22 protein-coding genes and 1 tRNA gene are annotated in these 21,984 nt (G+C 71.1%); 16 read left to right on the top strand and 7 right to left on the bottom strand.

All coding sequences use genetic code 11. The features are described 5' to 3' along the window. The 6 genes from VGH85_22775 to VGH85_22750 all read left to right on the top strand — a co-directional run. The coding region (locus VGH85_22775) for a branched-chain amino acid ABC transporter substrate-binding protein (protein ID HEY2176645.1) at positions 1–1,092 on the top strand (1,092 nt) is incomplete at its 5' end. Positions 1,093–1,098: 6 nt separating this feature from the next. Continuing rightward, on the top strand, positions 1,099–2,034 hold the full coding sequence (locus VGH85_22770) for a branched-chain amino acid ABC transporter permease (GenBank protein HEY2176644.1): 936 nt from the start codon (positions 1,099–1,101) through the stop codon (positions 2,032–2,034). Continuing rightward, entirely contained in the window at positions 2,031–3,134 is a 1,104-nt protein-coding gene (locus VGH85_22765) for a branched-chain amino acid ABC transporter permease (protein HEY2176643.1), read from the top strand. Before VGH85_22770 ends, VGH85_22765 begins: the two co-directional genes overlap by 4 nt. Beyond that, complete coding sequence (locus tag VGH85_22760; protein HEY2176642.1) at positions 3,131–3,940, top strand: ABC transporter ATP-binding protein; 810 nt, start codon at positions 3,131–3,133, stop codon at positions 3,938–3,940. Before VGH85_22765 ends, VGH85_22760 begins: the two co-directional genes overlap by 4 nt. Next, positions 3,930–4,706, top strand: coding sequence for an ABC transporter ATP-binding protein (locus tag VGH85_22755; GenBank protein ID HEY2176641.1), 777 nt, complete (start codon positions 3,930–3,932; stop codon positions 4,704–4,706). The genes VGH85_22760 and VGH85_22755 overlap by 11 nt, the downstream gene beginning before the upstream one ends. A 198-nt stretch (positions 4,707–4,904) precedes the next feature. Beyond that, the gene (locus tag VGH85_22750; protein HEY2176640.1) at positions 4,905–5,501 is read left to right on the top strand and encodes a GNAT family N-acetyltransferase; all 597 of its coding nucleotides are present in this window, start codon (positions 4,905–4,907) and stop codon (positions 5,499–5,501) included. Here the strand turns inward: VGH85_22750 and VGH85_22745 are convergent. Next, complete coding sequence (locus tag VGH85_22745) at positions 5,498–5,914, bottom strand: hotdog fold thioesterase (protein HEY2176639.1); 417 nt, start codon at positions 5,912–5,914, stop codon at positions 5,498–5,500. The two genes, VGH85_22750 and VGH85_22745, sit on opposite strands and share 4 nt — an antisense overlap. Positions 5,915–5,997: 83 nt before the next feature. On the opposite strand from VGH85_22745, the gene polA reads away from it, so the two are divergent. Continuing rightward, positions 5,998–8,685 carry a DNA polymerase I gene (gene polA, locus VGH85_22740; GenBank protein HEY2176638.1) on the top strand — a complete coding sequence of 896 codons (2,688 nt, stop codon included), beginning with the start codon at positions 5,998–6,000 and terminating at the stop codon, positions 8,683–8,685. A gap of 19 nt (positions 8,686–8,704) precedes the next feature. Here polA and VGH85_22735 read toward each other — a convergent pair whose 3' ends face one another. Continuing rightward, the gene (locus VGH85_22735) at positions 8,705–9,883 is read right to left on the bottom strand and encodes an FAD-dependent monooxygenase (GenBank protein HEY2176637.1); all 1,179 of its coding nucleotides are present in this window, start codon (positions 9,881–9,883) and stop codon (positions 8,705–8,707) included. 10 nt (positions 9,884–9,893) lie between these two features. Continuing rightward, positions 9,894–10,700 carry a class I SAM-dependent methyltransferase gene (locus tag VGH85_22730; protein HEY2176636.1) on the bottom strand — a complete coding sequence of 269 codons (807 nt, stop codon included), beginning with the start codon at positions 10,698–10,700 and terminating at the stop codon, positions 9,894–9,896. 185 nt (positions 10,701–10,885) lie between these two features. On the opposite strand from VGH85_22730, the gene VGH85_22725 reads away from it, so the two are divergent. The 3 genes from VGH85_22725 (at position 10,886) to VGH85_22715 (ending at position 13,204) form a co-directional block, all read left to right on the top strand. Beyond that, positions 10,886–11,032, top strand: coding sequence for a hypothetical protein (locus VGH85_22725; GenBank protein ID HEY2176635.1), 147 nt, complete (start codon positions 10,886–10,888; stop codon positions 11,030–11,032). Then, positions 11,029–12,525 carry a 30S ribosomal protein S1 gene (gene rpsA, locus VGH85_22720; protein ID HEY2176634.1) on the top strand — a complete coding sequence of 499 codons (1,497 nt, stop codon included), beginning with the start codon at positions 11,029–11,031 and terminating at the stop codon, positions 12,523–12,525. Before VGH85_22725 ends, rpsA begins: the two co-directional genes overlap by 4 nt. Before the next feature lie 61 nt (positions 12,526–12,586). Further along, positions 12,587–13,204, top strand: a complete 618-nt coding sequence (locus tag VGH85_22715; GenBank protein HEY2176633.1) for a hypothetical protein — start codon at positions 12,587–12,589, stop codon at positions 13,202–13,204. Between the two features lie 30 nt (positions 13,205–13,234). On the opposite strand, the gene VGH85_22710 is transcribed toward VGH85_22715, so the two are convergent. Next, complete coding sequence (locus tag VGH85_22710) at positions 13,235–13,447, bottom strand: hypothetical protein (protein HEY2176632.1); 213 nt, start codon at positions 13,445–13,447, stop codon at positions 13,235–13,237. A gap of 102 nt (positions 13,448–13,549) precedes the next feature. On the opposite strand from VGH85_22710, the gene coaE reads away from it, so the two are divergent. Further along, positions 13,550–14,146, top strand: coding sequence for a dephospho-CoA kinase (gene coaE, locus VGH85_22705; protein ID HEY2176631.1), 597 nt, complete (start codon positions 13,550–13,552; stop codon positions 14,144–14,146). Here the strand turns inward: coaE and VGH85_22700 are convergent. Together VGH85_22700 and VGH85_22695 are read right to left on the bottom strand one after the other, a co-directional pair. After that, on the bottom strand, positions 14,143–15,333 hold the full coding sequence (locus VGH85_22700) for a glycosyl hydrolase 53 family protein (GenBank protein HEY2176630.1): 1,191 nt from the start codon (positions 15,331–15,333) through the stop codon (positions 14,143–14,145). The genes coaE and VGH85_22700 overlap by 4 nt on opposite strands. Continuing rightward, the gene (locus VGH85_22695) at positions 15,330–16,466 is read right to left on the bottom strand and encodes a cellulase family glycosylhydrolase (GenBank protein ID HEY2176629.1); all 1,137 of its coding nucleotides are present in this window, start codon (positions 16,464–16,466) and stop codon (positions 15,330–15,332) included. The genes VGH85_22700 and VGH85_22695 overlap by 4 nt, the downstream gene beginning before the upstream one ends. A gap of 152 nt (positions 16,467–16,618) precedes the next feature. On the opposite strand from VGH85_22695, the gene VGH85_22690 reads away from it, so the two are divergent. The 5 genes from VGH85_22690 to VGH85_22670 all read left to right on the top strand — a co-directional run bounded on the left by VGH85_22690 (position 16,619) and on the right by VGH85_22670 (position 21,695). After that, complete coding sequence (locus tag VGH85_22690) at positions 16,619–17,803, top strand: NAD(P) transhydrogenase subunit alpha (GenBank protein HEY2176628.1); 1,185 nt, start codon at positions 16,619–16,621, stop codon at positions 17,801–17,803. Further along, positions 17,803–18,132: an NAD(P) transhydrogenase subunit alpha gene (locus VGH85_22685; GenBank protein ID HEY2176627.1), complete on the top strand. Its 330-nt coding sequence runs from the start codon at positions 17,803–17,805 to the stop codon at positions 18,130–18,132. The genes VGH85_22690 and VGH85_22685 overlap by 1 nt, the downstream gene beginning before the upstream one ends. After that, a complete protein-coding gene (locus tag VGH85_22680) occupies positions 18,129–19,553 on the top strand; it encodes an NAD(P)(+) transhydrogenase (Re/Si-specific) subunit beta (GenBank protein ID HEY2176626.1) in 1,425 nt (474 codons plus the stop codon). The genes VGH85_22685 and VGH85_22680 overlap by 4 nt, the downstream gene beginning before the upstream one ends. Before the next feature lie 114 nt (positions 19,554–19,667). Continuing rightward, positions 19,668–20,888, top strand: a complete 1,221-nt coding sequence (locus tag VGH85_22675; GenBank protein ID HEY2176625.1) for a DUF6596 domain-containing protein — start codon at positions 19,668–19,670, stop codon at positions 20,886–20,888. A gap of 24 nt (positions 20,889–20,912) precedes the next feature. Next, positions 20,913–21,695 (top strand): hypothetical protein, encoded by a 783-nt coding sequence (locus VGH85_22670; protein HEY2176624.1) that lies wholly within the window; start codon positions 20,913–20,915, stop codon positions 21,693–21,695. A 198-nt stretch (positions 21,696–21,893) separates the two neighbouring features. On the opposite strand, the gene VGH85_22665 is transcribed toward VGH85_22670, so the two are convergent. Continuing rightward, positions 21,894–21,970, bottom strand: a tRNA-Val gene (locus tag VGH85_22665). Between the last annotated feature and the right edge of the window lie 14 nt (positions 21,971–21,984).

Here is a 21,984-nt window from a genome sequence, read left to right as displayed (position 1 = left end):
AGCAGCAGCGGGGGAAGCAGCAGCAGCAGCAACCTCTCGCTCGCCTTCATGGGCGCACAGACGGGGCCCAACGCGCAGTTGGGTATCAACATCTCCGACGGGGCGAAGCTGGCGGTCAACCAGCACAACGCCAAGAGCGGGGTCAAGAAGGTAACCCTCAAGATCTACGACACCCAGGGCGACCCGACGCAGGCGTCGACCCAGGCCAAGAAGGTCGTCCAGGACAAGGACGTGGGCGTCATCGGCCCGGCGTTCTCCGGCGAGTCCAAGACCTCGCTGCCGATCCTCGAGGCGGCCGGCATCCCCAACATCTCCCCGTCGGCGACAGCGGTCACGCTCGCCCAGAACGGCTACAAGTTCTGGCACCGGGTGCTGGCCAACGACGACGTGCAGGGCCCGGGCGACGCCGACTTCATGGCCAACACGCTGCACGCCAAGAAGGTCGCGGTGATCGACGACCAGAGCGAATACGGCAAGGGGCTGGGCGACAGCGTCCGCTCGCAGCTGAAGAAGGACAACGTCACGGTGGCTCCCAGCGGCACCCTCGACCCCAACGGCTCGGACTACTCGAGCACGGTCAACAGCGTCAAGTCGGCCAACGACGACGTCATCTTCTTCGCCGGCTACTACTCGGCGGCGGCGAAGCTGGTCAAGCAGCTGCGCGACGCCAACGTCACGGCGACGTTCATGTCCGGTGACGGCTCACTCGACCAGAAGATCGTCGCCGGTGGCGGTACGGCGGCCAACGGCGCGCTGCTGTCCTGCACCTGCAGCTCGGCGGTCGGCTCGACCGATCCGACGGTCCAGAAGTTCGCCAAGGACTACCAGGCGGCCTACAAGACCGCACCGGCGACCTACTCCGCCGAGGGCTACGACGCGGCCAACATCTTCCTGATGGCGATCGACGCCGGGAAGACGACGCCGGCCGCGATCAACAGCTACCTCAAGACCGTGGACTACAACGGGGTGTCCAAGCACATCAAGTTCGCCCCCAACGGCGAGCTCCAGGACAATCTGTTGTTCGTCACCCAGGTGGAGAACCAGAAGCTGAAGTTCCTGGGGAGCACGAAGACAGCAAAGCCGCAGAAGTAATCCTCGGTGCACGCATTCGTCACCCAGTTCTGGGCGTCCACGATCGATGGGCTGACCATCGGTTCGATCTACGGTTTGATCGCGCTCGGCTACACCTTGGTCTACGGCGTTCTTCGGCTGATCAACTTCGCGCACTCCGAGATCTTCATGATCGGGACCTTCGCGAGCTTGTTCACGCTGCACGCGCTCGGGATCAACGGGGCGCAGACCGGATTCGCGCTCGTCGGCGTGATCGCGGTCTGCGCCCTGGCGGCGATGGCGGCCTCCGGGGCGTCGGCGGTCATCCTCGAGCGGGTGGCCTACCGGCCGCTGCGTAAACGCGGCGCCTCGCGGCTGGCCGCACTGATCTCCGCGATCGGCGCGTCGTTCTTCCTGCAAGAGGTGTTCGCGCTGCGTTACGGCCGCGACCAGCTCAGCGTGCCGCGGATCATGCACAAAACCGTGCTGCTCAACATCGGCTCGGGCGAGGTCCGTGCCGACAAGGTGCTGGTCGTCGGCGCCGCAATCGTGATGGCGGTGGCGCTCGACTTCTTCGTCAACCGCAGCCGGCTCGGGCGGGGGATCCGGGCGACGGCGCAGGACCCGGACACCGCCGTCCTGATGGGGGTCAACATCGACCGGGTCGTGATGGTCACGTTCCTGGTCGGCGGGCTGATGGCCGGCGTGGCCGCGATGCTCTACGACACGTTCTTCGAGATCACCCAGTACAACGTCGGCTTCCTGTTGGGGATCAAGGCGTTCACCGCCGCGGTGCTCGGCGGGATCGGCAACATCCGCGGCGCCCTGCTCGGTGGCGTGGTGCTCGGCCTGATCGAGAGCTACGGTGCCAGCATTCTCGGTGCGCAATGGAAGGACGTCATCGCCTTCGTCGTCCTGATCGTCGTCCTGATGTTCCGCCCGACCGGATTGCTGGGAGAGAAGCTGCTGAGAGCGCGGGCATGACACGGCCCAGGTTTCCCGATGTGCTCGGGGGCGCCAGCGACCTATGGGCGCGCACGCCCGGGTGGCAGCGGCTGATCGTCTACCTGCTGCTCATCTTCGGTGCGCTCGTCCTTCCGGCGCAGTCGATCGGGTCCTTCATGACCCCGGAGAGCGACTGGTCGGCGGTGCTGTTCTACCCGATCGGCATCTACATCCTGCTGGCCATCGGCCTCAACGTCGTCGTCGGTCAGGCCGGTCTGCTCGACCTCGGCTACGTCGCGTTCTTCGCGATCGGCGGATACGCGATGGCCAAGATCGGCATCTCGTTGAAGTGGGACTTCTGGTTCATCGTCCCGGTGGGGATCATCATCGCTCTCGCGGCCGGGGTGATCCTCGGCGCGCCGACCCTGCGCCTGCGCGGGGACTATCTGGCCATCGTCACGCTCGGGTTCGGCGAGATCATCCGGATCACCGCCAACAACCTGTCCTTCACCGGCGGCCCGCGCGGCCTCGCCCCCATCCCCAACCCGCCCAGCGTGAAGGGGATCTCGCAGCTGCAGTTCGGGGTGCTCGACACCCGGCCCTACTACTACCTGTGCGTGTTCGCGATCGTCGTGGCGATCATCCTGGTCAAACGGCTGGAGCGCAGCCGGGTGGGCCGCGCGTGGGCCGCCATCCGCGAGGACGAGGACGCGGCCGAGGTGATGGGCGTCCCGACGTTCCGCTACAAGCTCTGGGCCTTCGCCATCGGTGCGTCGATCGGCGGCGCGGCCGGGGTGCTCTTCGCGGCCCAGACCATCTCGATCACTCCCGACAACTTTCCCTTCCTGCTGTCGATCTACATCATCTGCGCGGTCGTACTCGGCGGATCCGGAAACCTGCCCGGCGTCATGGTCGGAGCTTTCCTCGTGGCCTGGCTGCCCGAACGCTTCCGGGCCTTCGCCGACTACCGCGTGCTCATCTTCGGGGCGTCGCTGGTGATCATGATGATCCTCCGGCCGGAGGGTCTGCTCCCGTCCCGCCGACGGCGGGCCGAACTCGCGGAGGGCACCGGCGGCATGGGTGCCCTCGGCGGCGAGGTCGGCGCGGTCGAGACGCAGAACGTCGAGGTGGGCCCGTGACCGCGGCCGCGGAGGTAGCCCCGGAGACCGGGCAGATCCCCCTGCTCGAGCTGCGCGGGGTCACCCAGCGGTTCGGTGGGGTCGTCGCGGTCGCCGACCTCGACCTGGCCGTGCAGCCGGGGACGATCTTCGCCCTGATCGGTCCCAACGGCGCCGGCAAGACCACGGTGTTCAACCTCGTCACCGGCGTCTACCGGGCGACCGCCGGATCCCTGTTGTTCGACGGCACGGAGATCTCCGGACGCAAGCCGCACGAGGTGACCCGGTCCGGGATCGCCCGCACGTTCCAGAACATCCGGCTCTTCGACAACATGAGCGTCCTGGAAAATGTGCAGGTCGGCGCCGACGCCCGGCATTTCTCCAGCGTCGTCGGCGCGGCACTCGGACTGCCGCGCTACCGCCGGGAAGAGCGCGACGGACGCGAGCGCGGGTTGGAGTTGCTCGACTTCGTCGGCGTCCGCGGGGTCGCCAACGAAGCCGCGAAGGCCCTGCCCTACGGCGATCAGCGGCGGCTGGAGATCGCCCGCGCGCTGGCGACCCGGCCGCAGCTGCTGCTGCTCGACGAGCCCGCGGCGGGTATGAACCCCAGCGAGAAGGCGTCGCTGATGCGGCTCATCCGCAAGATCCGCGACACCGGTGTCACGGTGTTCCTGATCGACCACGACATGGGGATCGTCATGCAGATCAGCGACCACATCGCGGTCCTCGACTTCGGCGAGAAGATCGCCGACGGCGCACCCCGCGACGTGCAGCGCGACCCGAAGGTGATCGAGGCCTACCTGGGTGCGGCCGACGATGCTTCTTGAGATCGAGGACCTGCACGTCTCCTACGGCAAGGTCGAGGCACTCAAGGGCGTGTCGCTGAAGGTCGACACCGGCGAGGTCGTCACGTTGATCGGAGCCAACGGCGCCGGCAAGACCACGACCCTCAAGACGATCTCGGGGTTGCGCCGGCCGTCGGCCGGGCGGGTGCGTTTCGACGGCCAGGACATCACCGGGATGGCGGGCCACCGCCGGGTCCTACTCGGGCTGTGCCAGGCGCCGGAAGGCCGCGGGATCTTCCCCGGCATGACGGTGCAGGAGAACCTCGAGATGGGCACCTACGCCCGTGGCCGGGGCACGCCGGGCAACCTCGACCGGGTGCTCGAACTCTTCCCCCGGCTCGCCGAACGTCGCAAGCAGTCCGGCGGCACCCTCTCCGGCGGCGAGCAGCAGATGCTCGCGATCGGCCGGGCCCTGATGTCCGACCCCAAGCTGCTGCTGCTCGACGAGCCGTCGATGGGGCTCGCCCCGCTCGTCGTCCAGCAGATCTTCGCCATCCTGCGGGAGATCAACGACGCCGGTACGACGATCCTGCTGGTCGAGCAGAACGCCAACCAGGCGCTGCGGATCTCGCAGCGGGGCTACGTCCTGGAGACCGGTCGGATGATCAAGACCGCGGAGGCCGCCAGCCTGCGCGACGACCCAACCGTGCGGGCGGCGTACCTGGGCGGCGATCTCGATCTCAAGGCGCCGGAGGAATCGCCGGAGGAATCGCCGGAGGGCCCGACGCCCTCGGACGAGGCCGGCTGAGGCCGGAGTTCCGGCGGCGGACCGCCCAGTGGGCACTACGTCGGTCGGCCGAATGTAAGAGGACACGCTGCTCGGCTGTTCGGCCGCTGTTAGGCGAGCCTCAAGTGGGGATATTCTCCCGAGCCAGAAGGCACGAAGTCGGGGGTGACCACCAGGGTCGAGTATTCGGGAGGCGCGGTGCCGCGCGGAAACGTACGAGTGCGAACGGCCGGACTGGACGACCTCGACGCCTTTCTCGACCTGTCCCGGGAGCTGGACCGCATCACGGCCGGCAGCCCCGGCACCTACCCGAGGCTGCCGCTGCCGGCCACCGAGGGCACGGTCGCGGAGCGTTACTCCCACCTGCTGGAGGACCCGGACTGGCGGCTGGTGCTCGCCGTGGACGGCGAGAGCGACGAGCCCCTGGGTATGGCGGTCCTGGCCCGGGACGGCATCAGCGCCCAGCTCGGGGCACCTGCGGTCTACCTCAGCCACGTCGTCGTCGCGCCGGCGCATCGCCGCCGCGGGGCCGGTCGGGCGCTCGTGCGCGCCGCGACCACCTACGCCGACGAGTTGTGCTGCGAGCACGTGATCGTCGGGGTGACCACCGACGGCCGCGAGGCGCATCGGTTCTTCGCCCGGCTCGGTTTCGCTCCCCTCGTCACCCGGCGGGTCGCGTCCGTGGCGACCCTGCGGCGCAAGCTCGGCATCGTGCAGCACCCCATGGAGATGTCGGCACAGGTCATCCGGCGCCGCGTACCGCGGCCGCCGCGGGCCACCCGGCTGCGCCGCCTACGCGGCGGCGGCGTGGTCTAGTCGCGCCTCGCCCCGCGCAGGACGCAGGTGAGGCGGGCGGTGCACGTCGGGCGCCCCTGCTCGTCGGCGATCTCGATCGCGTAGGTCGCCACCGAGCCGCCCTCGTGCACCGGGGTGCACACCCCGGTCACGACGCCGTCGCGGACCGCCCGGTGATGGCTGGCATTGATCTCGATGCCCAGCGCCTGCCGGTCGTCGCCGGCGTTGAGCGCCGCCGCGATCGAGCCGAGGGTCTCGGCCAGCACGCAGGACGCGCCGCCGTGCAGCAGGCCGTAAGGCTGGAGGTTGCCCGTGACCGGCATCGTGGCGACCAGCCGCTTCGGGTCCCACTCGGTGATCACGATGCCCATCCGGGCCGTGAGCTGCTCGGGCGCCTCGTCCAGCAGGCGGGCCATCGCGGCGGGGTCGGCCATCGGAGCTCCTTCGCGGGGTGCCGGCGTCGGCCCGGTCGGCGGCGATCGCGAGATCGTCGTACGGCGACCCTAGACTCACGACCATGACCGACACTCCCCGGCTGCTGCTCCTGGACGGGCACTCCCTGGCCTACCGCGCGTTCTTCGCGCTGCCTGTGGAGAACTTCTCGACCACCACCGGTCAGCCGACCAATGCGGTCTACGGGTTCACCTCGATGCTGATCAACGTGCTGCGCGACGAGCAGCCGACCCACATCGGCGTCGCCTTCGACGTGTCCCGCAAGACGTTCCGCTCCGAGACCTACGCCGACTACAAGGCCGGCCGGTCCGAGACGCCGGCCGACTTCAAGGGCCAGGTGAGCCTGATCCGGGAGGTCCTCGACGCGCTGCGGATCCCGGTGGCTGCGGTCGAGGGCTACGAGGCCGACGACGTCATCGCGACGCTCACGACGCAGGCGACCGCCGACGGCATGGACGTCCTGATCTGTACCGGCGACCGCGACGCCCTGCAGTTGGTCGACGACCACGTGACGGTGCTCTACCCGCGCCGCGGCGTCTCCGACCTGACCCGGTTCACCCCGGAGGCGGTGCAGGAGAAGTACGGCCTGTCCCCGGTGCAGTACCCCGACTTCGCGGCGCTGCGGGGCGATCCGAGTGACAACCTGCCGGGCATCCCGGGAGTGGGGGAGAAGACCGCCGCCAAATGGATCCGGGAGTTCGGCTCGCTGAACGGGCTGGTCGACCGGGTCGACGAGGTGCGCGGCAAGGCCGGTGACGCCCTGCGCGCCAACCTCTCGTCGGTGCTGCGCAACCGCCAGCTCACCGAGTTGGTGCGCGACGTCGAGGTTCCGGTGACGCCGGCCCAGCTGGCGCGCGCGTCGTGGGACCGCGACGAGGTACACGTTCTCTTCGACAACATCCAGTTCCGGGTGCTGCGCGACCGGCTCTTCGACACCCTCACCGCCGTCGAGCCCGAGGCCGACGAGGGCTTCGACGTGGAGGGTCACCGGCTCGGCCCGGACGAGGTCGCCGGCTGGCTCGACGAAAACGCCCGCTCGGGTCGCCGGCTCGGGATCTCGGTGCGTGGCACGTGGGGCCGCGGCGTCGGTATCGTCACCGGCCTCGCGCTGGCGGTCGAGGGCGGCGACGGTGCGTTCGTCGACCCCGAGCAGCTCACCGACTCCGACGAGCAGGCCCTGGTGGCGTGGCTCGCCGACCCCACTGTGCCCAAGGCTGCGCACGACCTGAAGGGACCGCTGCTCGCGCTGCACGCCCGTGGCTGGGACATGCACGGGATCACCAGCGACACCGCGCTCGCCGCCTACCTCGCGCTGCCCGGCCAGCGCAGCTTCGACCTCGCCGACCTGTCGTTGCGCTACCTGCGCCGGGAGCTGCGTGCCGACGAACCCGACTCCGGCCAACTGTCGCTGGACGGCGGCGAAGAGGAGGCCGACGCGACCGCGGCCCAGATCGAGGTGGTCAAGGCGCGCGCCGTGGCCGACCTCGCCCGGGCGCTCGACGACGATCTCGACACCCGGGGCGCCACCCGGCTGCTCGCCGACCTCGAGCTGCCGTTGCTCGGCGTGCTCGCGACGATGGAGGAGACAGGGATCGGCGCCGACGCCGAGAAGCTCAGCGACCTGCAGTCCGAGCTCGCCGGACGGGTCAAGTCGGTCGAGCAGGAGGCGTTCGCCACCGTCGGGCACGAGTTCAATCTCGGCTCACCCAAGCAGCTGCAGCAGGTGCTCTTCGACGAGCTGAAGCTGCCCAAGACCAAGCGGATCAAGTCGGGCTACACCACCGACGCCGACGCGCTGGCCTGGCTCGCCGAGCAGACGCCCGACGTCGAGCTCCCGGCGATCCTGCTCCGGCATCGGGACGCGGCCCGGTTGAAGTCCGTCGTCGAGTCGCTGATCCCGATGGTCGACGACGTCGGCCGGATCCATACCACTTTCCAGCAGACCGTCGCGGCCACCGGTCGGCTGTCCTCGACCGACCCCAACCTGCAGAACATCCCGATCCGCACCGCCGAGGGCCGGCGGATCCGGCAGGCCTTCGTCGTCGGCCCCGGCTACGAGTCGCTGCTCACCGCCGACTACAGCCAGATCGAGATGCGCATCATGGCCACCCTGTCCGAGGACGCCGGGCTGATCACGGCGTTCACCTCGGGCGAGGACCTGCACACGTTCGTCGCGTCCCGCGCGTTCGGGCTGCCGATCGACGCGATCGACCCCGAGCTGCGGCGGCGGGTGAAGGCGATGTCCTACGGTCTCGCCTACGGCCTGTCCGCCTACGGGCTGGCGCAGCAGCTGCGGATCACCCCGGACGAGGCGCGGGAGCAGATGACCGCCTACTTCGAGCGGTTCGGCGGCGTCCGCGACTACCTACGCAATGTCGTCGACGAGGCTCGCCGGGCCGGTTACACCGAGACGATCCTGGGTCGCCGCCGTTATCTGCCCGACCTGACCAGCGACAACCGCCAGCGCCGCGAGATGGCCGAGCGGATGGCGCTCAACGCGCCGATCCAGGGATCGGCCGCCGACATCATCAAGGTGGCGATGCTCGGCGTAGACCGGGCCCTGCGCGAGACCGGCCTGCGGTCGCGGATGCTGCTGCAGGTGCACGACGAGCTGGTCTTCGAGGTCGCCCCGGGCGAGCGCGAGCAGCTCGAGAAGCTGGTCCGCGACGAGATGGGCTCGGCCTACGAGCTCGCCGTACCGATGGATGTGTCGGTCGGCGTCGGCTCCACCTGGGACGACGCCGGCCACTGACCGAGCGGGCGGCGCGCGTTCAGCCCAGGTCCGGCGGTGTCCACGCCGAGACCCGGGCCATCGGGCGCATCGCGACCGCCGGCGGGGTGAGCCGGATCGCGGCGTTGCGGATCGCGACCACCGCCGGGTTGTGCCATTGCGCGAACCGGCCGGTCTGGCGGGAGGCCCGCACGATCGCCTGGGTACGTCGCCGGCGGGCCGCGTCGTAGCGGGCCAGCGCCGCCGGCACCTCGCGGCCGCGCAGGCTGGCGGCGAGCACCGCCGCGTCCTCGATCGCCTGGCACCCGCCCTGACCCATGTCCGGGGTCATGGCATGCGCCGCGTCGCCGAGCAGGGCCACCGGCCCCGACACGTAGGTCGGCAGCGCCGGCAGATCGCAGATGTCCAGGTGCAGCACCGAGTCGTCGGGGGAGGCGTCGAGCAGTTGCGGCACCGGGTGGTGCCAGCGGGCCAGCCGGCGCCGTACCGCCGCCACGTCGCCGCCGTGCGGCCCCGCCGGGTCGGGTCCGGATGCCGTCGCGTTCGCGACCGCGAACCAGTACACGCGCCCGCCGGTGAGCGGCAGGTAGCCGAACCGCTCGCCCGCACCCCAGGTCTCCCCGCCACCGTTGACGGTGATCGCGTCGGCCGGGGTGACCGCCCGCCAGGACGTGTAGCCGCGATAGACCGGCGGCCGGGCGGCCGGCCAGAGCTGCCCGCGGATGCCGCTGCGCAGGCCGTCGGCGCCCACCACGAGATCGGCGGCGAGGCGCCGGCGCGCACCGTCCGCGTCGTACTCGACCTCCGCACCCGACCCGGCCGGGGCGATCCGCACCCCGGTCTGGGTGGCGCCGACGTGCAGCGCCCCGTCGGGCAGGGCCGCGCGCAGGATGTGGTGCAGATCGGCCCGGTGCGCAATGACGACCTCGACGAGCGCGGAACCTTCGCCGGCCCGGCTGAGCCACCGGCCGGAGGGCAGCCGCAGGCCGCCGTCGCCGTCCAGCGGCGCGGCCACCTCCCGGACCCGGTCACCGACGTCGAGCAGATCGAGCACCCGCATGGCGTTCGGCCACAGCGAGATCCCGGCGCCGACATCGACGGGGAGCGACGTCCGCTCGAGGACCGTGACCTGCCAGCCCGTCTTCGCCAGGGCCAGCGCCGAGGTCAGCCCGCCGATGCCCGCGCCGACCACGACGGCGGTGCGTCCGGTGTTCGTCATCTGGCTCTCGTCATCGGGCCGCCGAGCCGGGCTTGCCGCATACGTAGATGGCGGTGCCGGGCAGCAGCGCGCCGCGCAGCGGGCTCCACTGCCCCCACACCCGGTCGTGGCCGGCGGGCCACTCCGGCTCGATGAGGTCGACCAGCGTGAGCCCGGCGGCGACGATCTCCCGCACCCGGTCGCCGATCGTGCGGTGGTGCTCGACGTACGTCGACCGGCCCTCGGCGTCGACCTCGACGTAGGGGCTGCGGTCGAAGTACGGAGTCTGCGCGACCAGTCCACCGGGGCCCGGGTCGTCGGCGAAGACCCAGCGCAGCGGGTGCGAGGTCGCGAAGACCCAGCGCCCGCCCGGCTCGAGCACGCGTGCGACCTCGCGCATCACCGCGGCCGAATCGGCGCAGAACGGGACGGCGCCGAACGCCGAGCAGGCGATCTCGACACTCTCCGTGGCGAACGGCAGCGCCTCGGCGTCGGCCTGCACCAGCGGCACCCGCAGGCCGGTGCGCACCTGTCCCGCCCGGGCGTGCCGCAGCATCCCCGCCGAGAGGTCGAAGGCGGCGACGACCGCTCCCTGGGCGCGGAGCCAGCGGGCGCACGGCGCCGACCCGCAGCCCACCTCGAGCACCCGCCGGCCGGCCACGTCGCCGAGCAGCCCGGCGTCGGCCTCCCGGAGGCCCTCCGGACACCAGACGAAGTCCGCGTCACCGAGGAAGTCCCCGTGCCGGGCGTGGTAGTCGTCGGCGTCGGCGTCCCACCACCGGCGGTTGGCCCGTCGCGAGTCCGCCGACGGGGCGTCGCGGTGGGCGATTCCGGCCACTCCGAGCGCCTCGGTGGCGGTCGGCGGGGTCGGCCCGGTCCGGTCACCTGATTGGCCACCTGATTGGCCACCTGACTGGCCACCCGAATCGGACACCCGGCGAGATTGCCACCTCCCCGGCTCGCCGGGCAAACCGGTCCGGATTGACCCGTGATCGGTCGGGCTCGTATCCTCATTGCAGCGCTGTGGGCCTGCGCGACCTCAGCATGGAGCAGGCCGCTTTCGTCAGCACGTTCTCCGGTGCGCGTTCGCGCACCGTCCACGTCATCGACGACACCGGGCCCCCGGCGTCCTGCCGATTCGCCGTCCACCCGGAGCCACCCACCACATGACGTCCACCACCGAGTCCACCACCCTCGCGCCCGCCGGCGAGCAGCCGGCCCACGAAACCCCGCACGTCGCCGTCAACGACATCGGTTCGGCCGAGGACTTCCTCGCCGCCATCGATCAGACCATCAAATACTTCAATGATGGCGACATCGTCGAGGGCACCATCGTCAAGGTCGACCGGGACGAGGTGCTGCTGGACATCGGATACAAGACCGAGGGCGTGATCCCCTCCCGTGAGCTGTCGATCAAGCACGACGTCGACCCGCACGATGTCGTCAACGTCGGCGACGACGTCGAGGCTCTGGTCCTGCAGAAGGAGGACAAGGAGGGTCGGCTGATCCTGTCCAAGAAGCGCGCTCAGTACGAGCGCGCCTGGGGCACGATCGAGAAGATCAAGGACGAGGACGGCATCGTCACCGGCACGGTGATCGAGGTCGTCAAGGGCGGACTGATCCTCGACATCGGGCTGCGCGGCTTCCTGCCCGCCTCCCTGGTCGAGATGCGCCGGGTCCGCGACCTGCAGCCCTACGTCGGCCGCGAGCTCGAAGCGAAGATCATCGAGCTGGACAAGAACCGCAACAACGTCGTGCTCTCCCGCCGCGCCTGGCTGGAGCAGACGCAGTCCGAGGTGCGCACCGAGTTCCTCAACAAGCTCGAGAAGGGGCAGGTCCGCAAGGGCGTCGTCTCCTCGATCGTCAACTTCGGCGCCTTCGTCGACCTGGGCGGGGTCGACGGCCTGGTGCACGTCTCCGAGCTGTCCTGGAAGCACATCGACCACCCGAGCGAGGTCGTCGAGGTCGGCCAGGAGGTCACCGTCGAGGTGCTCGACGTCGACCTGGACCGCGAGCGGGTCTCGCTGTCGCTGAAGGCGACGCAGGAAGACCCGTGGCGGCAGTTCGCCCGTACCCACCAGATCGGCCAGGTCGTCCCGGGCAAGGTCACCAAGCTGGTGCCGTTCGGCGCGTTCGTGCGCGTCCACGAGGGCATCGAGGGCCTGGTGCACATCTCCGAGCTGGCCGAGCGGCACGTCGAGATCCCCGAGCAGGTCGTGCAGGTCAACGACGACATCATGGTGAAGGTCATCGACATCGACCTCGAGCGCCGTCGGATCAGCCTGTCGCTCAAGCAGGCCAACGAGGGCACCATCGGCGAGGCGACCGGGTTCGACCCGGCGGCCTACGGCATGGAGGCTCAGTACGACCAGCAGGGCAACTACATCTACCCGGAGGGCTTCGACCCGGAGACCGGTGAGTGGCTCGAGGGTTACGACTCGCAGCGTGAGCAGTGGGAGAAGCAGTACGCCGAGGCGCACACCCGCTACGAGGCGCACATGAAGCAGGTCGAGGAGGCCAAGAAGGCCGAGGCCGAGGCGGCCGGTGCCGACTCGTCGTTCTCCTCGGCGCAGCCTGCGGTCGAGGATGACTCGGGCACCCTGGCATCCGACGAGGCGCTTGCCGCGCTGCGCGAGAAGCTCGCCGGTGGCAAGGAAGACTGACACGCGGCGGTAATTCTCGCATTCGCACGGCGGACAGGCCTTTGGGCCGTACGCTCCACCCGTGCGAATCCTTGGGGCGGTACTTGGGGCGGCAGTACTCGTGTTCGGGTTAGCGGCGTGCAACTCGGCCAGCAATGGTCCGCAGTTGGTCTCCGCACCCCAGACGACGGCGAGCAAGGCGTCTCCGACGCCGAGTCCGACGCCGACGCGTCGAAAGCCGCAGAAGGTCGTGCTGCCCGCCGATTGCGACGGCGTGCTGAGCGTCGCCAACGTCTCGCACGCCCTCGGCAAGCCGGTCAAGGGCAAGACGATCTTCCTGCGCAACGTCGCGCTGCCCAAGATCCACCGCACCGGGCGGGTGACCTGCTACTACGGGGTCACGTCCACCATCTCGAAGTCGCCCGTGCAGGCCGGCATGTCGGCGTACAGCACCGCGGAGGCGGCGACGTCGCGGGTGGCGATCACCGTGGCCGCGGAGCGCTCCGCCGGGGCGACCGCGCTGGCCATGAGGATCGGCGACATCCCCGGCACCATGCTGGTCGGCAAGTCCGGAGCACTGCTGGTGGTCGCGCAAGGGCAGCGGACGATCGCGATCAGCCTCGCGAAGGGTGTCGGCGGTGCCAGCCCGCAGCACGCCCTCAACATGCTCGGCGGCGACCTGCTCGCGCAGGTGCAGTGATCCCTCCGCGGGTGATTCCTGCAGCAGGGATCAGAGCGCGGCGAGGATCGCCAGGACCGGCCGTGGCCGGGCGCCCCGCCGGGTCAGTGCCACGAACGAGTGCCGGGCCGACCGGCTGAACCAGCGGCGCAGCGCGAACCGGTCCGGGCGGGTGTCGACCGGGAAGTGCGCGCGACAGTGCACGAGCGCGGCGTTCCCCAGCCGGTGCCGGCCGATCGAGGGCCGGCGGGCGTGCTTGGCCATGTGCGTCACCCTTCGGCGGCCGGATCCGGTCGCGCTCACCGTACGATTCGGGACACTCGCGCCGACGGAGGCGCGCCGCAGGACGGACGGGGGTGGCTCGGGGTGCTGCGGGTGGGCCTGACCGGCGGGATCGGCGCGGGAAAGAGCACCGTCGCCGGGATGCTCGCCGACCGCGGCGCCCTGGTGGTCGACGCTGACGTCCTGGCTCGTGAGGTGGTGGCGCCGGGTACGCCGGGACATGCCGAGGTGGTGGCGGAATTCGGTCCGCAGGTGCTCGCCGAGGACGGCGGGCTCGACCGGGCCCGGCTCGGCCGGCTCGTGTTCGCCGACCCTGCGGCGCGCGAACGGCTCAACGCGATCGTGCACCCACTCGTCGCGCAGCGGTTCGCCGAACTGGTCGACGCCGCGCCGCCGGACGCCGTCGTGGTGCACGACGTACCGCTGCTCGTGGAGAACGGGTTGGCCGGCAGATACGACCTCGTGGTGGTGGTCGAGGCGCCTGCGGATCAGCGCGTGAGCCGGCTGGCCGAGTCCCGCCGGATGAGCGAGGACGAGGCGCGCTCCCGGATGGCCGCGCAGGCCGACGACGACCAGCGCCGCGCCGTCGCCGACGTGGTCCTGGTCAACGACGGAGACCGGGACGGGCTGGCCCGCCAGGTCGACGCGCTCTGGCGGGAGCGCGTCGAGCCCGCGCGTTAGCTCGTCGTCCGTGCCGGGCGGCGGAAGGCACGCATCGACGGCAGTGCCTCGCCGGTCCAGTCGAACATCGTCAGGTTGTCGTTGGGATTGCCGGCCCCCGGCTCCCAGCCGACGCCCGGCACCCACTCCGGCTCCCAGTCGAAGAACCCCGCACCGTGCCCGCCCGGGACCTGCGCGATGACCTGCCGGAGCGCCTCGAAGTACGCCGCCTGCCCGGCCCGGGTCGGCGGGAACGCGGCCGCGTCGGGTAGCTGGTCGGCGCTGGTGAAGGAGTTGGCGAGCGCGTCGCCGTTGCCGGTCGTCCACGGGTACGCCGTCTCCGCGACCACGATGTCCTTGCCGTAGCGGGCGGCGAGATCGCCGAGGTTCGCCCGGAGCGCAGCCAGCGGCCCGTGCCAGAACGGGTAGTAGGACTGGCCGATCAGATCGAAGCGGACCCGCTCGGCCAGGATGTGGTCGAAGAAGTAGCGCGAGCCGGCGTTGTCCCCGCCCCGATCGATGTGGATCATCGTGAGCGGCCGGCCGCCCGGACGCCGGCCGGCGTCGCGGACCCCGGCGACACCGGCCCGCAGCAACTCGGCGAGCGGTGCCCAGTGCTCCCCGTCGGATCGGTAGACCTGACCGAGCGGCCAGAGCATGCCGTTGGTGATCTCGTTGCCGATCGCCACCATGGCCAACGGCGTGCCCTGGTCGGCGAATGCGGCGACGACGTCGCGGGTGTAGCGGTGCACGGTGCGGACCAGGCCGGGCAGGTCGAGGGCCTGCCAGGCCGCCGGCGTCGGTTGGTGACCGGGGTCGGCCCAGAAGTCCGCGTAGTGCAGGTCGAGCAGCAACCGGAGACCGGCCCGGCGGGCCCGCCGGGCGAGGATCAGCGCATCGGCGAGGTCGCTGTAGCCCGCCGGCGGATCGACCCACACCCGCAGCCGCACATGCGACGCGCCGTAACCGGCGAGGATCCGCTCCACCGGCGCGGCGACACCACCGCGGCGGTACGTCGTCCCCGCGGCCTCCTCCTGCAGGGTGAAGGAGATGTCCGCGCCGCGGACCGGCAGGGCCCGCCGAGCCGCGTCGGGCTCGGCTGCCGTCGCCGCCGGGCCGGGCCCGAGGGCGGCGGCGCCGGCCAGCGCGGGCACTCCCGCGAGGACGGCCCGGCGGGACAGCCTGCCCCGACGGCTCGGACCTGTCATGACCGGCGGGCGGCCAAGGCCCGTAGGTGATCGCGCAGACCGACGCCGTACGCGGTCGGCGTGCCGTCGTAACTGCTGATCAGCGCCGGACCGCTCGAGCAGTCCCAGGTGTTCCACGTCCACCCGAGGTAGGAGAGCTTGTGGGCGTCGAGCCACGCCATCAAGGTGTCGACGTAGCCGTGCCCGCAGTCGTTCTCCCCGATCTCCCCGGCGATCAGCGGCACCTTGGCGGCCACCGGCGCGAGCGTGGTGTCCCAGCAGCTCGCGGTGATACAGGCGTTGAAGTTGTAGGAGTGCCAGGACGCGACCAGCTGGTGGGCGGGATCGCGCGGCGCGTAGCGGAGCCAGCCGGACAGGTCGTTGCTGTAGCTGAGCCCGCCGACCATGACGACGTTGCGGGCGCCGGTGGACCGGACGGCGGTGACGAGGCTCTGCATGCCGGCCACCCGGTAGTGGATGCCGGGGCAGGCGTCGGCGCCGTCGCGCCAGCAGGTCCAGGCCTGTGCGCTGTCGGGGATCGGCGTGTTGGGGTAGGGCTCGTTGAACAGGTCGAAGAGGGTCGAGCGGTCGTTCTTGAAGTGGCTCGCCACCGATCGCCAGAAGGCCGGCGTGTGGGCCGCATCCGGCATCGGCTTCTGGCAGGTTGCGGTGGCCGACGGGCAGCCGCCGGTCGGATCGGCGCCGTCGGTCCAGTGCAGGTCGAGGATCGCGGCCATGCCGTTGCGGTGGAGCAGCGCGACGTAGTTCTCGATCGCCTTCTGGTACGCCGACCCTGAGTAGGCGGGGTTGACCCCGTCGATGCCGAGCCAGCAGTCCTCGTTCAGCGGCACCCGCACGGCCGTGACCCCCCAGCCGGCGATGGCCTGCACCGAAGCCGCGTCGGACGGCCCGTCGAAGATCCCGTTGTTCTGCACGCAGGCGAACTCCGCACCGGACCGGTTGACGCCGAGCAGCCGCACCGCGTGGTGGTGCTGATCGACCAGGGTGTGGCCGGCGACCTGCAGCGTCGGCGCCGCGGGCGCGGCGGCCGCGCTCGGCCCGGCGACCCCGACGCCGACCGCGGTCGCGACGAGGACCGCTGCGCCGAGTGTCGCGCTCCGCCACCGGCGTCCGACCCGACTGCTGCGTCTCACCGGCGTCGCCTCCCAGGCTCGGTGCCGTGACTCGTTCGACGGCGGGGAGGAAGGTAGCCGCATCCGCTCCGGTTGCCAAGGGGCGTCCGCGGCGCGCCCGGCCGGAGGTAAAGAACCCGAGATGATCACCGGAATCTGCGACGATCGGGCTTGTGCAGCCCGACCGAGCGAGTAATCGCGGAAACGGCGTGCTGGTCGGAGTTGCCCGCGAGACCGTCACCGGTGAGCGGCGGGTGGCGCTCGTTCCCGACGCGGTCGCCCGGCTGCAGGCGGTCGGTCTCGACGTGGCGGTCGAGTCCGGTGCCGGTGCCGGGGCCTTGTTCGCCGACGCCGCCTACGCCGCCGCGGGGGCCCGCGTCGTCGACACCGCGACGCTCTACGCCGACTCCGCCCTGCTGCTCGGCGTACACCCGCCGGCGGGGGATCGGCGCGACCGGCTGCACGCGGGGCAGGTGCTGATCGGACTGCTGCAGCCGTTGGCCGACCCGGTGCTGGTGCATGACCTTGTCGAGGCGAAGGTCACCGGGATCAGCCTCGACGGGTTGCCCCGCACGTTGAGCCGGGCGCAGTCGATGGACGCCTTGACGTCGCAGGCCAATGTCGCCGGCTACAAGGCGGCCCTCGTCGCCGCGGACACCTTCGGTGGCTTCTTCCCCATGTTGATGACCGCGGCGGGAACGGTCCGCCCGGCCACCGTGCTCGTCGTCGGTGCCGGCGTGGCCGGTCTGCAGGCGATCGGCACGGCGCGGCGGCTGGGGGCGATGGTCACCGGTTACGACGTACGCGACGCGGCCCGGGCCGACGTGGCCTCGATGGGCGCCGCCTTCCTCGACCTCGGTACGACGGTGTCGGCGGCCGGCGGCGACGGCTACGCCCGCGAGCTGACGGTGGACGAGATGCGCTCCCAACGGGCCGCGATGACCCGTGCCGCCGCCACGTTCGACATCGTCATCACCACGGCGCAGGTGCCCGGCCGGCCGCCGCCGCTGCTGATCGCAGCCGACGCCGTCGCCGCGATGGAGCCGGGTTCGGTCGTCGTCGATCTCGCCGCCGGCCCGTTCGGCGGCAACGTCGACGGTTCGATGCCCGACACCACGGTCGTGACCGACCACGGCGTGACGATCATCGGGGCGGGCAACTTGGCCGCCAGTGTGCCCCGCGCGGCGTCATCGGCCTACGCCCGCAACGTCGCGGCGCTGCTCGCCTACCTCGTCCGCGACGGCGAACTGCACCTCGACCCGGACGACGAGATCACCGCGGGCGTTCTCCTCACCCTCGACGGCGAGATCGTCCGACCCGACCTGCGCGCCGGGCGACCCGAAGGTGGACCGGCCTGATGACACCGCTCCTGTTCTCCGACATCACGGTCTTCGTGCTCAGCCTGCTCGTCGGGTTCGAGGTGATCACGAAGGTGCCCGCGACGCTGCACACGCCGCTGATGTCGGGCTCCAACGCCATCCACGGCGTCGTCGTGATCGGGGTGATGATCCTTGCCGCCAGCGCCGACTCGACGCTCGGCTACATCGTCGTGTTCGTCGCCGCCGCATTCGCCGCGATGAACGTCGTCGGCGGCTATGTAGTCACCGACCGGATGCTGGAGATGTTCCGGGCCCGCCGCCGGTCGACCGGTCCGGCGGAGCAACGACGCGAGGCGGACCCGTCGTGAGCGGCTTCGACACCACCGTCCACATCCTCTACCTCGTCGCTGCGGTCTGCTTCGTCGCGGGCCTGCACCTGATGACCTCGCCGGCGTCGGCGCGCCGCGGCAACGAGGTGTCCGCGGCCGGGATGGCGCTCGCGATCGTGACCACGGTCGCGATGCTGATCCATCAGCACGCGATCACCGCGGTCGCGACGACAGTCCTGGTCGTCGGCCTCGCCGGCGGAGGAGCTGCCGGACTGCTCACCGCCCGGCGGGTCAAGCTCACCGCGATGCCGCAGCTGGTCAGCCTGTTCAACGCCGTCGGTGGCGGCGCGGCCGGACTCATCGCCTTCGGCGACGCGATCCACCACACCGGCTCGCTCACGCTGGCCGACCTGCCGATCCGCACGACCCTCACGACGTTCCTCGACCTGCTCATCGGTGGCGTCACGTTCTCCGGCTCGCTCGTCGCCGCAGGCAAGCTCGCCGGGCGGATCCCCGGTCGGCCGCTCACCTTCACCGGCGCCCGCGCGCTCAACCTGATCCTCGCCATCGTCGCCGTCGGCAGCGGCGTGACCTATGCGGCCGGTTACGGCGGCGTGCCGATCCTCTGCGTACTGACCGTGGCCGCACTCGGGCTCGGCGTCTGCGGCACGCTGCCGATCGGCGGCGCCGACATGCCCGTGGTCATCTCGCTGCTCAACGCCTTCACCGGCACGGCGGTCGCGATGGCCGGGTTCGTCATCGACAGCACGCCGCTGATCATCGCCGGCGCGCTGGTCGGGGCCGCGGGAAGCATCCTGACCAAGCTGATGGCCGACGCGATGAACCGTTCGCTGGTGAGCATCATCGCGGGCGGTTTCGGGACCGGTGACGAGGAGGCCGGCGCCCCCGCCACGCTCGGCGGTGCCACTGCCCGCGAGGTCACCGTCGACGACGCCGCGCTGCAACTCGCGTACGCCTCGAAGGTCGTCATCGTGCCCGGCTACGGCCTGGCCGCGGCGCAGGCCCAGGGGGAGGCCGTGAAGCTCGCCGAGGCGCTCATCGACCACGGCGTCGACGTCACCTATGGCATCCACCCGGTCGCCGGCCGGATGCCCGGCCACATGAACGTCCTGCTCGCGGAGGCCGACGCGCCGTATCCGCTCCTGCGGGACCTCGAGGAGATCAACCCGCAGTTCGCCACCACCGACGTCGTCCTCGTGGTCGGCGCCAACGACGTCACCAACCCGGCCGCGCGCCGCCCCGGCAACGCGGTGTCGGGGATGCCCATCCTCGACGTCGACAAGGCGCGCAGCACGATCGTCATCAAACGCTCGCTCGGCCACGGCTACGCCGGCATCGACAACGAGCTCTACGTCGCGCCGCGTACGGCGATGCTGTTCGGTGACGCGAAGGCCGCGCTCGCCGCCCTGCTCGCCGGGCTCCGCGCCTACGTCCATTAGCCGCCGGATGCCCCACCGCCCCCCTCCCATGATCGTGATCGGATCAGTACGGCGTTTCGCGGCTTTGTCCGATCACGATCATGGAAGTCGGGGAGGGACGGGGGGTGAGATGAGATGAGCGATACGACGGCCGTCGAAGACGTGCTGCGGGACCTGGCGCCGCAGGTCCTCGCCGTACTCGTCCGCCGCTACGGCGGTTTCGACACCTGCGAGGACGCGGTGCAGGAGGCCCTGCTCGCGGCGTCGGTGCAATGGCCGGCCGACGGCGTACCCGCCAACCCGAAGGGCTGGCTGATCACGGTCGCCGCCCGGCGGTGGACCGAGCTGTGGCGCAACGAGACGGCCCGGCGGCGCCGGGAGGAGTCCGCGACGTCGTTGACGCCGGACGCGGTGCCGGGGTCGGCGGTGGACGACACGCTCACGCTGCTGATGCTGTGCTGCCACCCGTCGCTCAGCGAAACGTCGCAGGTCGCGCTGACCCTGCGCGCCGTCGGCGGGCTGACCACACCGGAGATCGCCCGCGCGCTGCTCGTCCCGGAGTCCACCGTGGCCCAGCGCATCAGCCGGGCCAAGCGTCAGATCAAGGCGAGCGGTGCGGAGTTCCGGATGCCGGCGGAGGCCGAGCGCGCGGCCCGGATGGCAGCGGTGCGTGCGGTGCTGTACCTGATCTTCAACGAGGGCTACACCGCCAGCTCCGGGACGCAGCTGCACCGGGTCGAGCTCTCGGGCGAGGCGATCCGGCTGACCCGGCAGCTGCGCGACCGGCTGCCCGAGGACGGCGAGGTCGCCGGGCTGCTCGCGCTGATGCTGCTCACCGACGCGCGTCGCCGTGCTCGCACCGACGGCGACGGCGCACTCGTCCCGCTCGCCGAGCAGGACCGCAGCACGTGGGATACGCAGGCCATCGCCGAAGGGGTCGCGCTGATCACCGCCACCCTGGCCACGGCGCCGGTCGGGCCCTACCAACTGCAGGCCGCGATCGCCGCCGTACACGACGAGGCGTCCCGGGCCGTGGACACCGACTGGCCGCAGATCCTCGTGCTCTACGACCTGCTGGACACGGTTGCGCCGGGTCCGATGGTGACGCTGGGCCGGATCGTCGGCGTCGCGATGGTCGACGGTCCGCGGGCCGGGCTCGAGCAACTGGCCGCGGCGACCGTCGATCCGGCGCTCGCCGGCTCCCATCGGGTCGACGCCGTCCGCGCGCACCTGCTCGAGCTCGCCGGAGACCGGCCGGCGGCGCGCGCCTGCTACGAGCGCGCCGCACAGCGCACGCTGAGCATCCCCGAACAGCGCTACCTGCAGGCGCGCGCCCAACGTCTCGGGGCCGGTTAGCGACGGGACTGTTAGCTTCGGCCGATGGCCGAACCGTCAGTGCAGAGTCGCGAGATTGACGGAATCCCGGTCGTCTGGCTGCTGCCCGAATCCCGACCGAGGGGTGCGGCGCTGTGGCTGACCCACCTCGGTGGCTCGACCGGGCAGACCGTCCCGATGCTCACCCGGCTGGCCGACCGTGGACTGCTCGCGGTCAGCTTCGATCCACCAGGTCACGGGCGCCGCGGGACCCTTCCGCCGCAGGAGCTCGCCGGTGCGATCCTGTCGGCGTTCCGGCGCCGGATGTGGCCGCTGCTCGGCCGGACCACGGTGGAGTGCCTGCGGGTACTCGACTGGATCGACCAGGAGTTCGCCGTACCCGGCCCACGGGTCGCCGGGGGAGTGTCGATGGGCGGCGACGTCGCGGTCGCCCTGGCGGGCATCGACGCGCGCATCACGCGGGTCAGCGGGATCGTCTCGACCCCCGACTGGACCCGGCCAGGGATGACCGCGCTCGGCGACCCGTCCGAACTGCTGGAGCAGGGCGCGGCCGACTCCTACGCGCGATGGTTCTACGACGCCCTCGACCCGCTCAGTCATGTCGACGCCTACCGCCGGAATGTGGCGATCGACTTCCAGTGCGGTGCGGCGGACACCCACGTCCCGGCGGACGGTGCGCTCCGGTTCCGGGACCGGCTCGTCGAGCGGGATCCGGACAGTGCCCGGCGGATCCGGGTCGACGTACATCCCGGGTTGTCCCATCTCGACGGCGGCCGGGACGACAAGCTCTGGACGAACGCCCTCGACTGGCTGGCCGACGCGGAATGACGGGCGACGCCCGGGGTGGGGAGCCGCTCCCGGTCCGGATGAAACTTGTATCGTTGAAGTTGCGTCGCGTCCTTCCCCCCATGAGGACGCGAGCACCGGAAGCCCTCGTCCGCCACCCGTCCGGGTGGCGGCGAGGGCTTCTGTAGCCGAAAGCGGTGAAGGCCTCCCGAGGGAGGCCTTCTGACCTGCTGAGATACCTGGGTGGGCGACGCTGGGATCGAACCAGCGACCTCTACCGTGTCAAGGTAGCGCTCTCCCACTGAGCTAGCCGCCCAGGCTGATACGAGGT

This window comes from Mycobacteriales bacterium, assembly GCA_036497565.1.
Lineage (GTDB): Bacteria > Actinomycetota > Actinomycetes > Mycobacteriales > QHCD01 > DASXJE01.
Note: the sequence above shows the minus strand (reverse complement) of the source record. Positions and strands in the feature narration are given on the sequence as shown.

Excerpts from the sequence above, each read along its gene's own strand:
- VGH85_22675 (HEY2176625.1), top strand. The coding sequence starts at position 19,668 with ATGAGCGATACGACGGCCGTCGAAGACGTGCTGCGGGACCTGGCGCCG.
- VGH85_22710 (HEY2176632.1), bottom strand. The coding sequence starts at position 13,447 with ATGGCCAAGCACGCCCGCCGGCCCTCGATCGGCCGGCACCGGCTGGGG.
- VGH85_22735 (HEY2176637.1), bottom strand. The coding sequence starts at position 9,883 with ATGACGAACACCGGACGCACCGCCGTCGTGGTCGGCGCGGGCATCGGC.
- VGH85_22755 (HEY2176641.1), top strand. The coding sequence starts at position 3,930 with ATGCTTCTTGAGATCGAGGACCTGCACGTCTCCTACGGCAAGGTCGAG.
- VGH85_22745 (HEY2176639.1), bottom strand. The coding sequence starts at position 5,914 with ATGGCCGACCCCGCCGCGATGGCCCGCCTGCTGGACGAGGCGCCCGAG.
- VGH85_22765 (HEY2176643.1), top strand. The coding sequence starts at position 2,031 with ATGACACGGCCCAGGTTTCCCGATGTGCTCGGGGGCGCCAGCGACCTA.
- VGH85_22670 (HEY2176624.1), top strand. The coding sequence starts at position 20,913 with ATGGCCGAACCGTCAGTGCAGAGTCGCGAGATTGACGGAATCCCGGTC.
- VGH85_22700 (HEY2176630.1), bottom strand. The coding sequence starts at position 15,333 with ATGACAGGTCCGAGCCGTCGGGGCAGGCTGTCCCGCCGGGCCGTCCTC.
- VGH85_22685 (HEY2176627.1), top strand. The coding sequence starts at position 17,803 with ATGACACCGCTCCTGTTCTCCGACATCACGGTCTTCGTGCTCAGCCTG.
- polA (HEY2176638.1), top strand. The coding sequence starts at position 5,998 with ATGACCGACACTCCCCGGCTGCTGCTCCTGGACGGGCACTCCCTGGCC.
- rpsA (HEY2176634.1), top strand. The coding sequence starts at position 11,029 with ATGACGTCCACCACCGAGTCCACCACCCTCGCGCCCGCCGGCGAGCAG.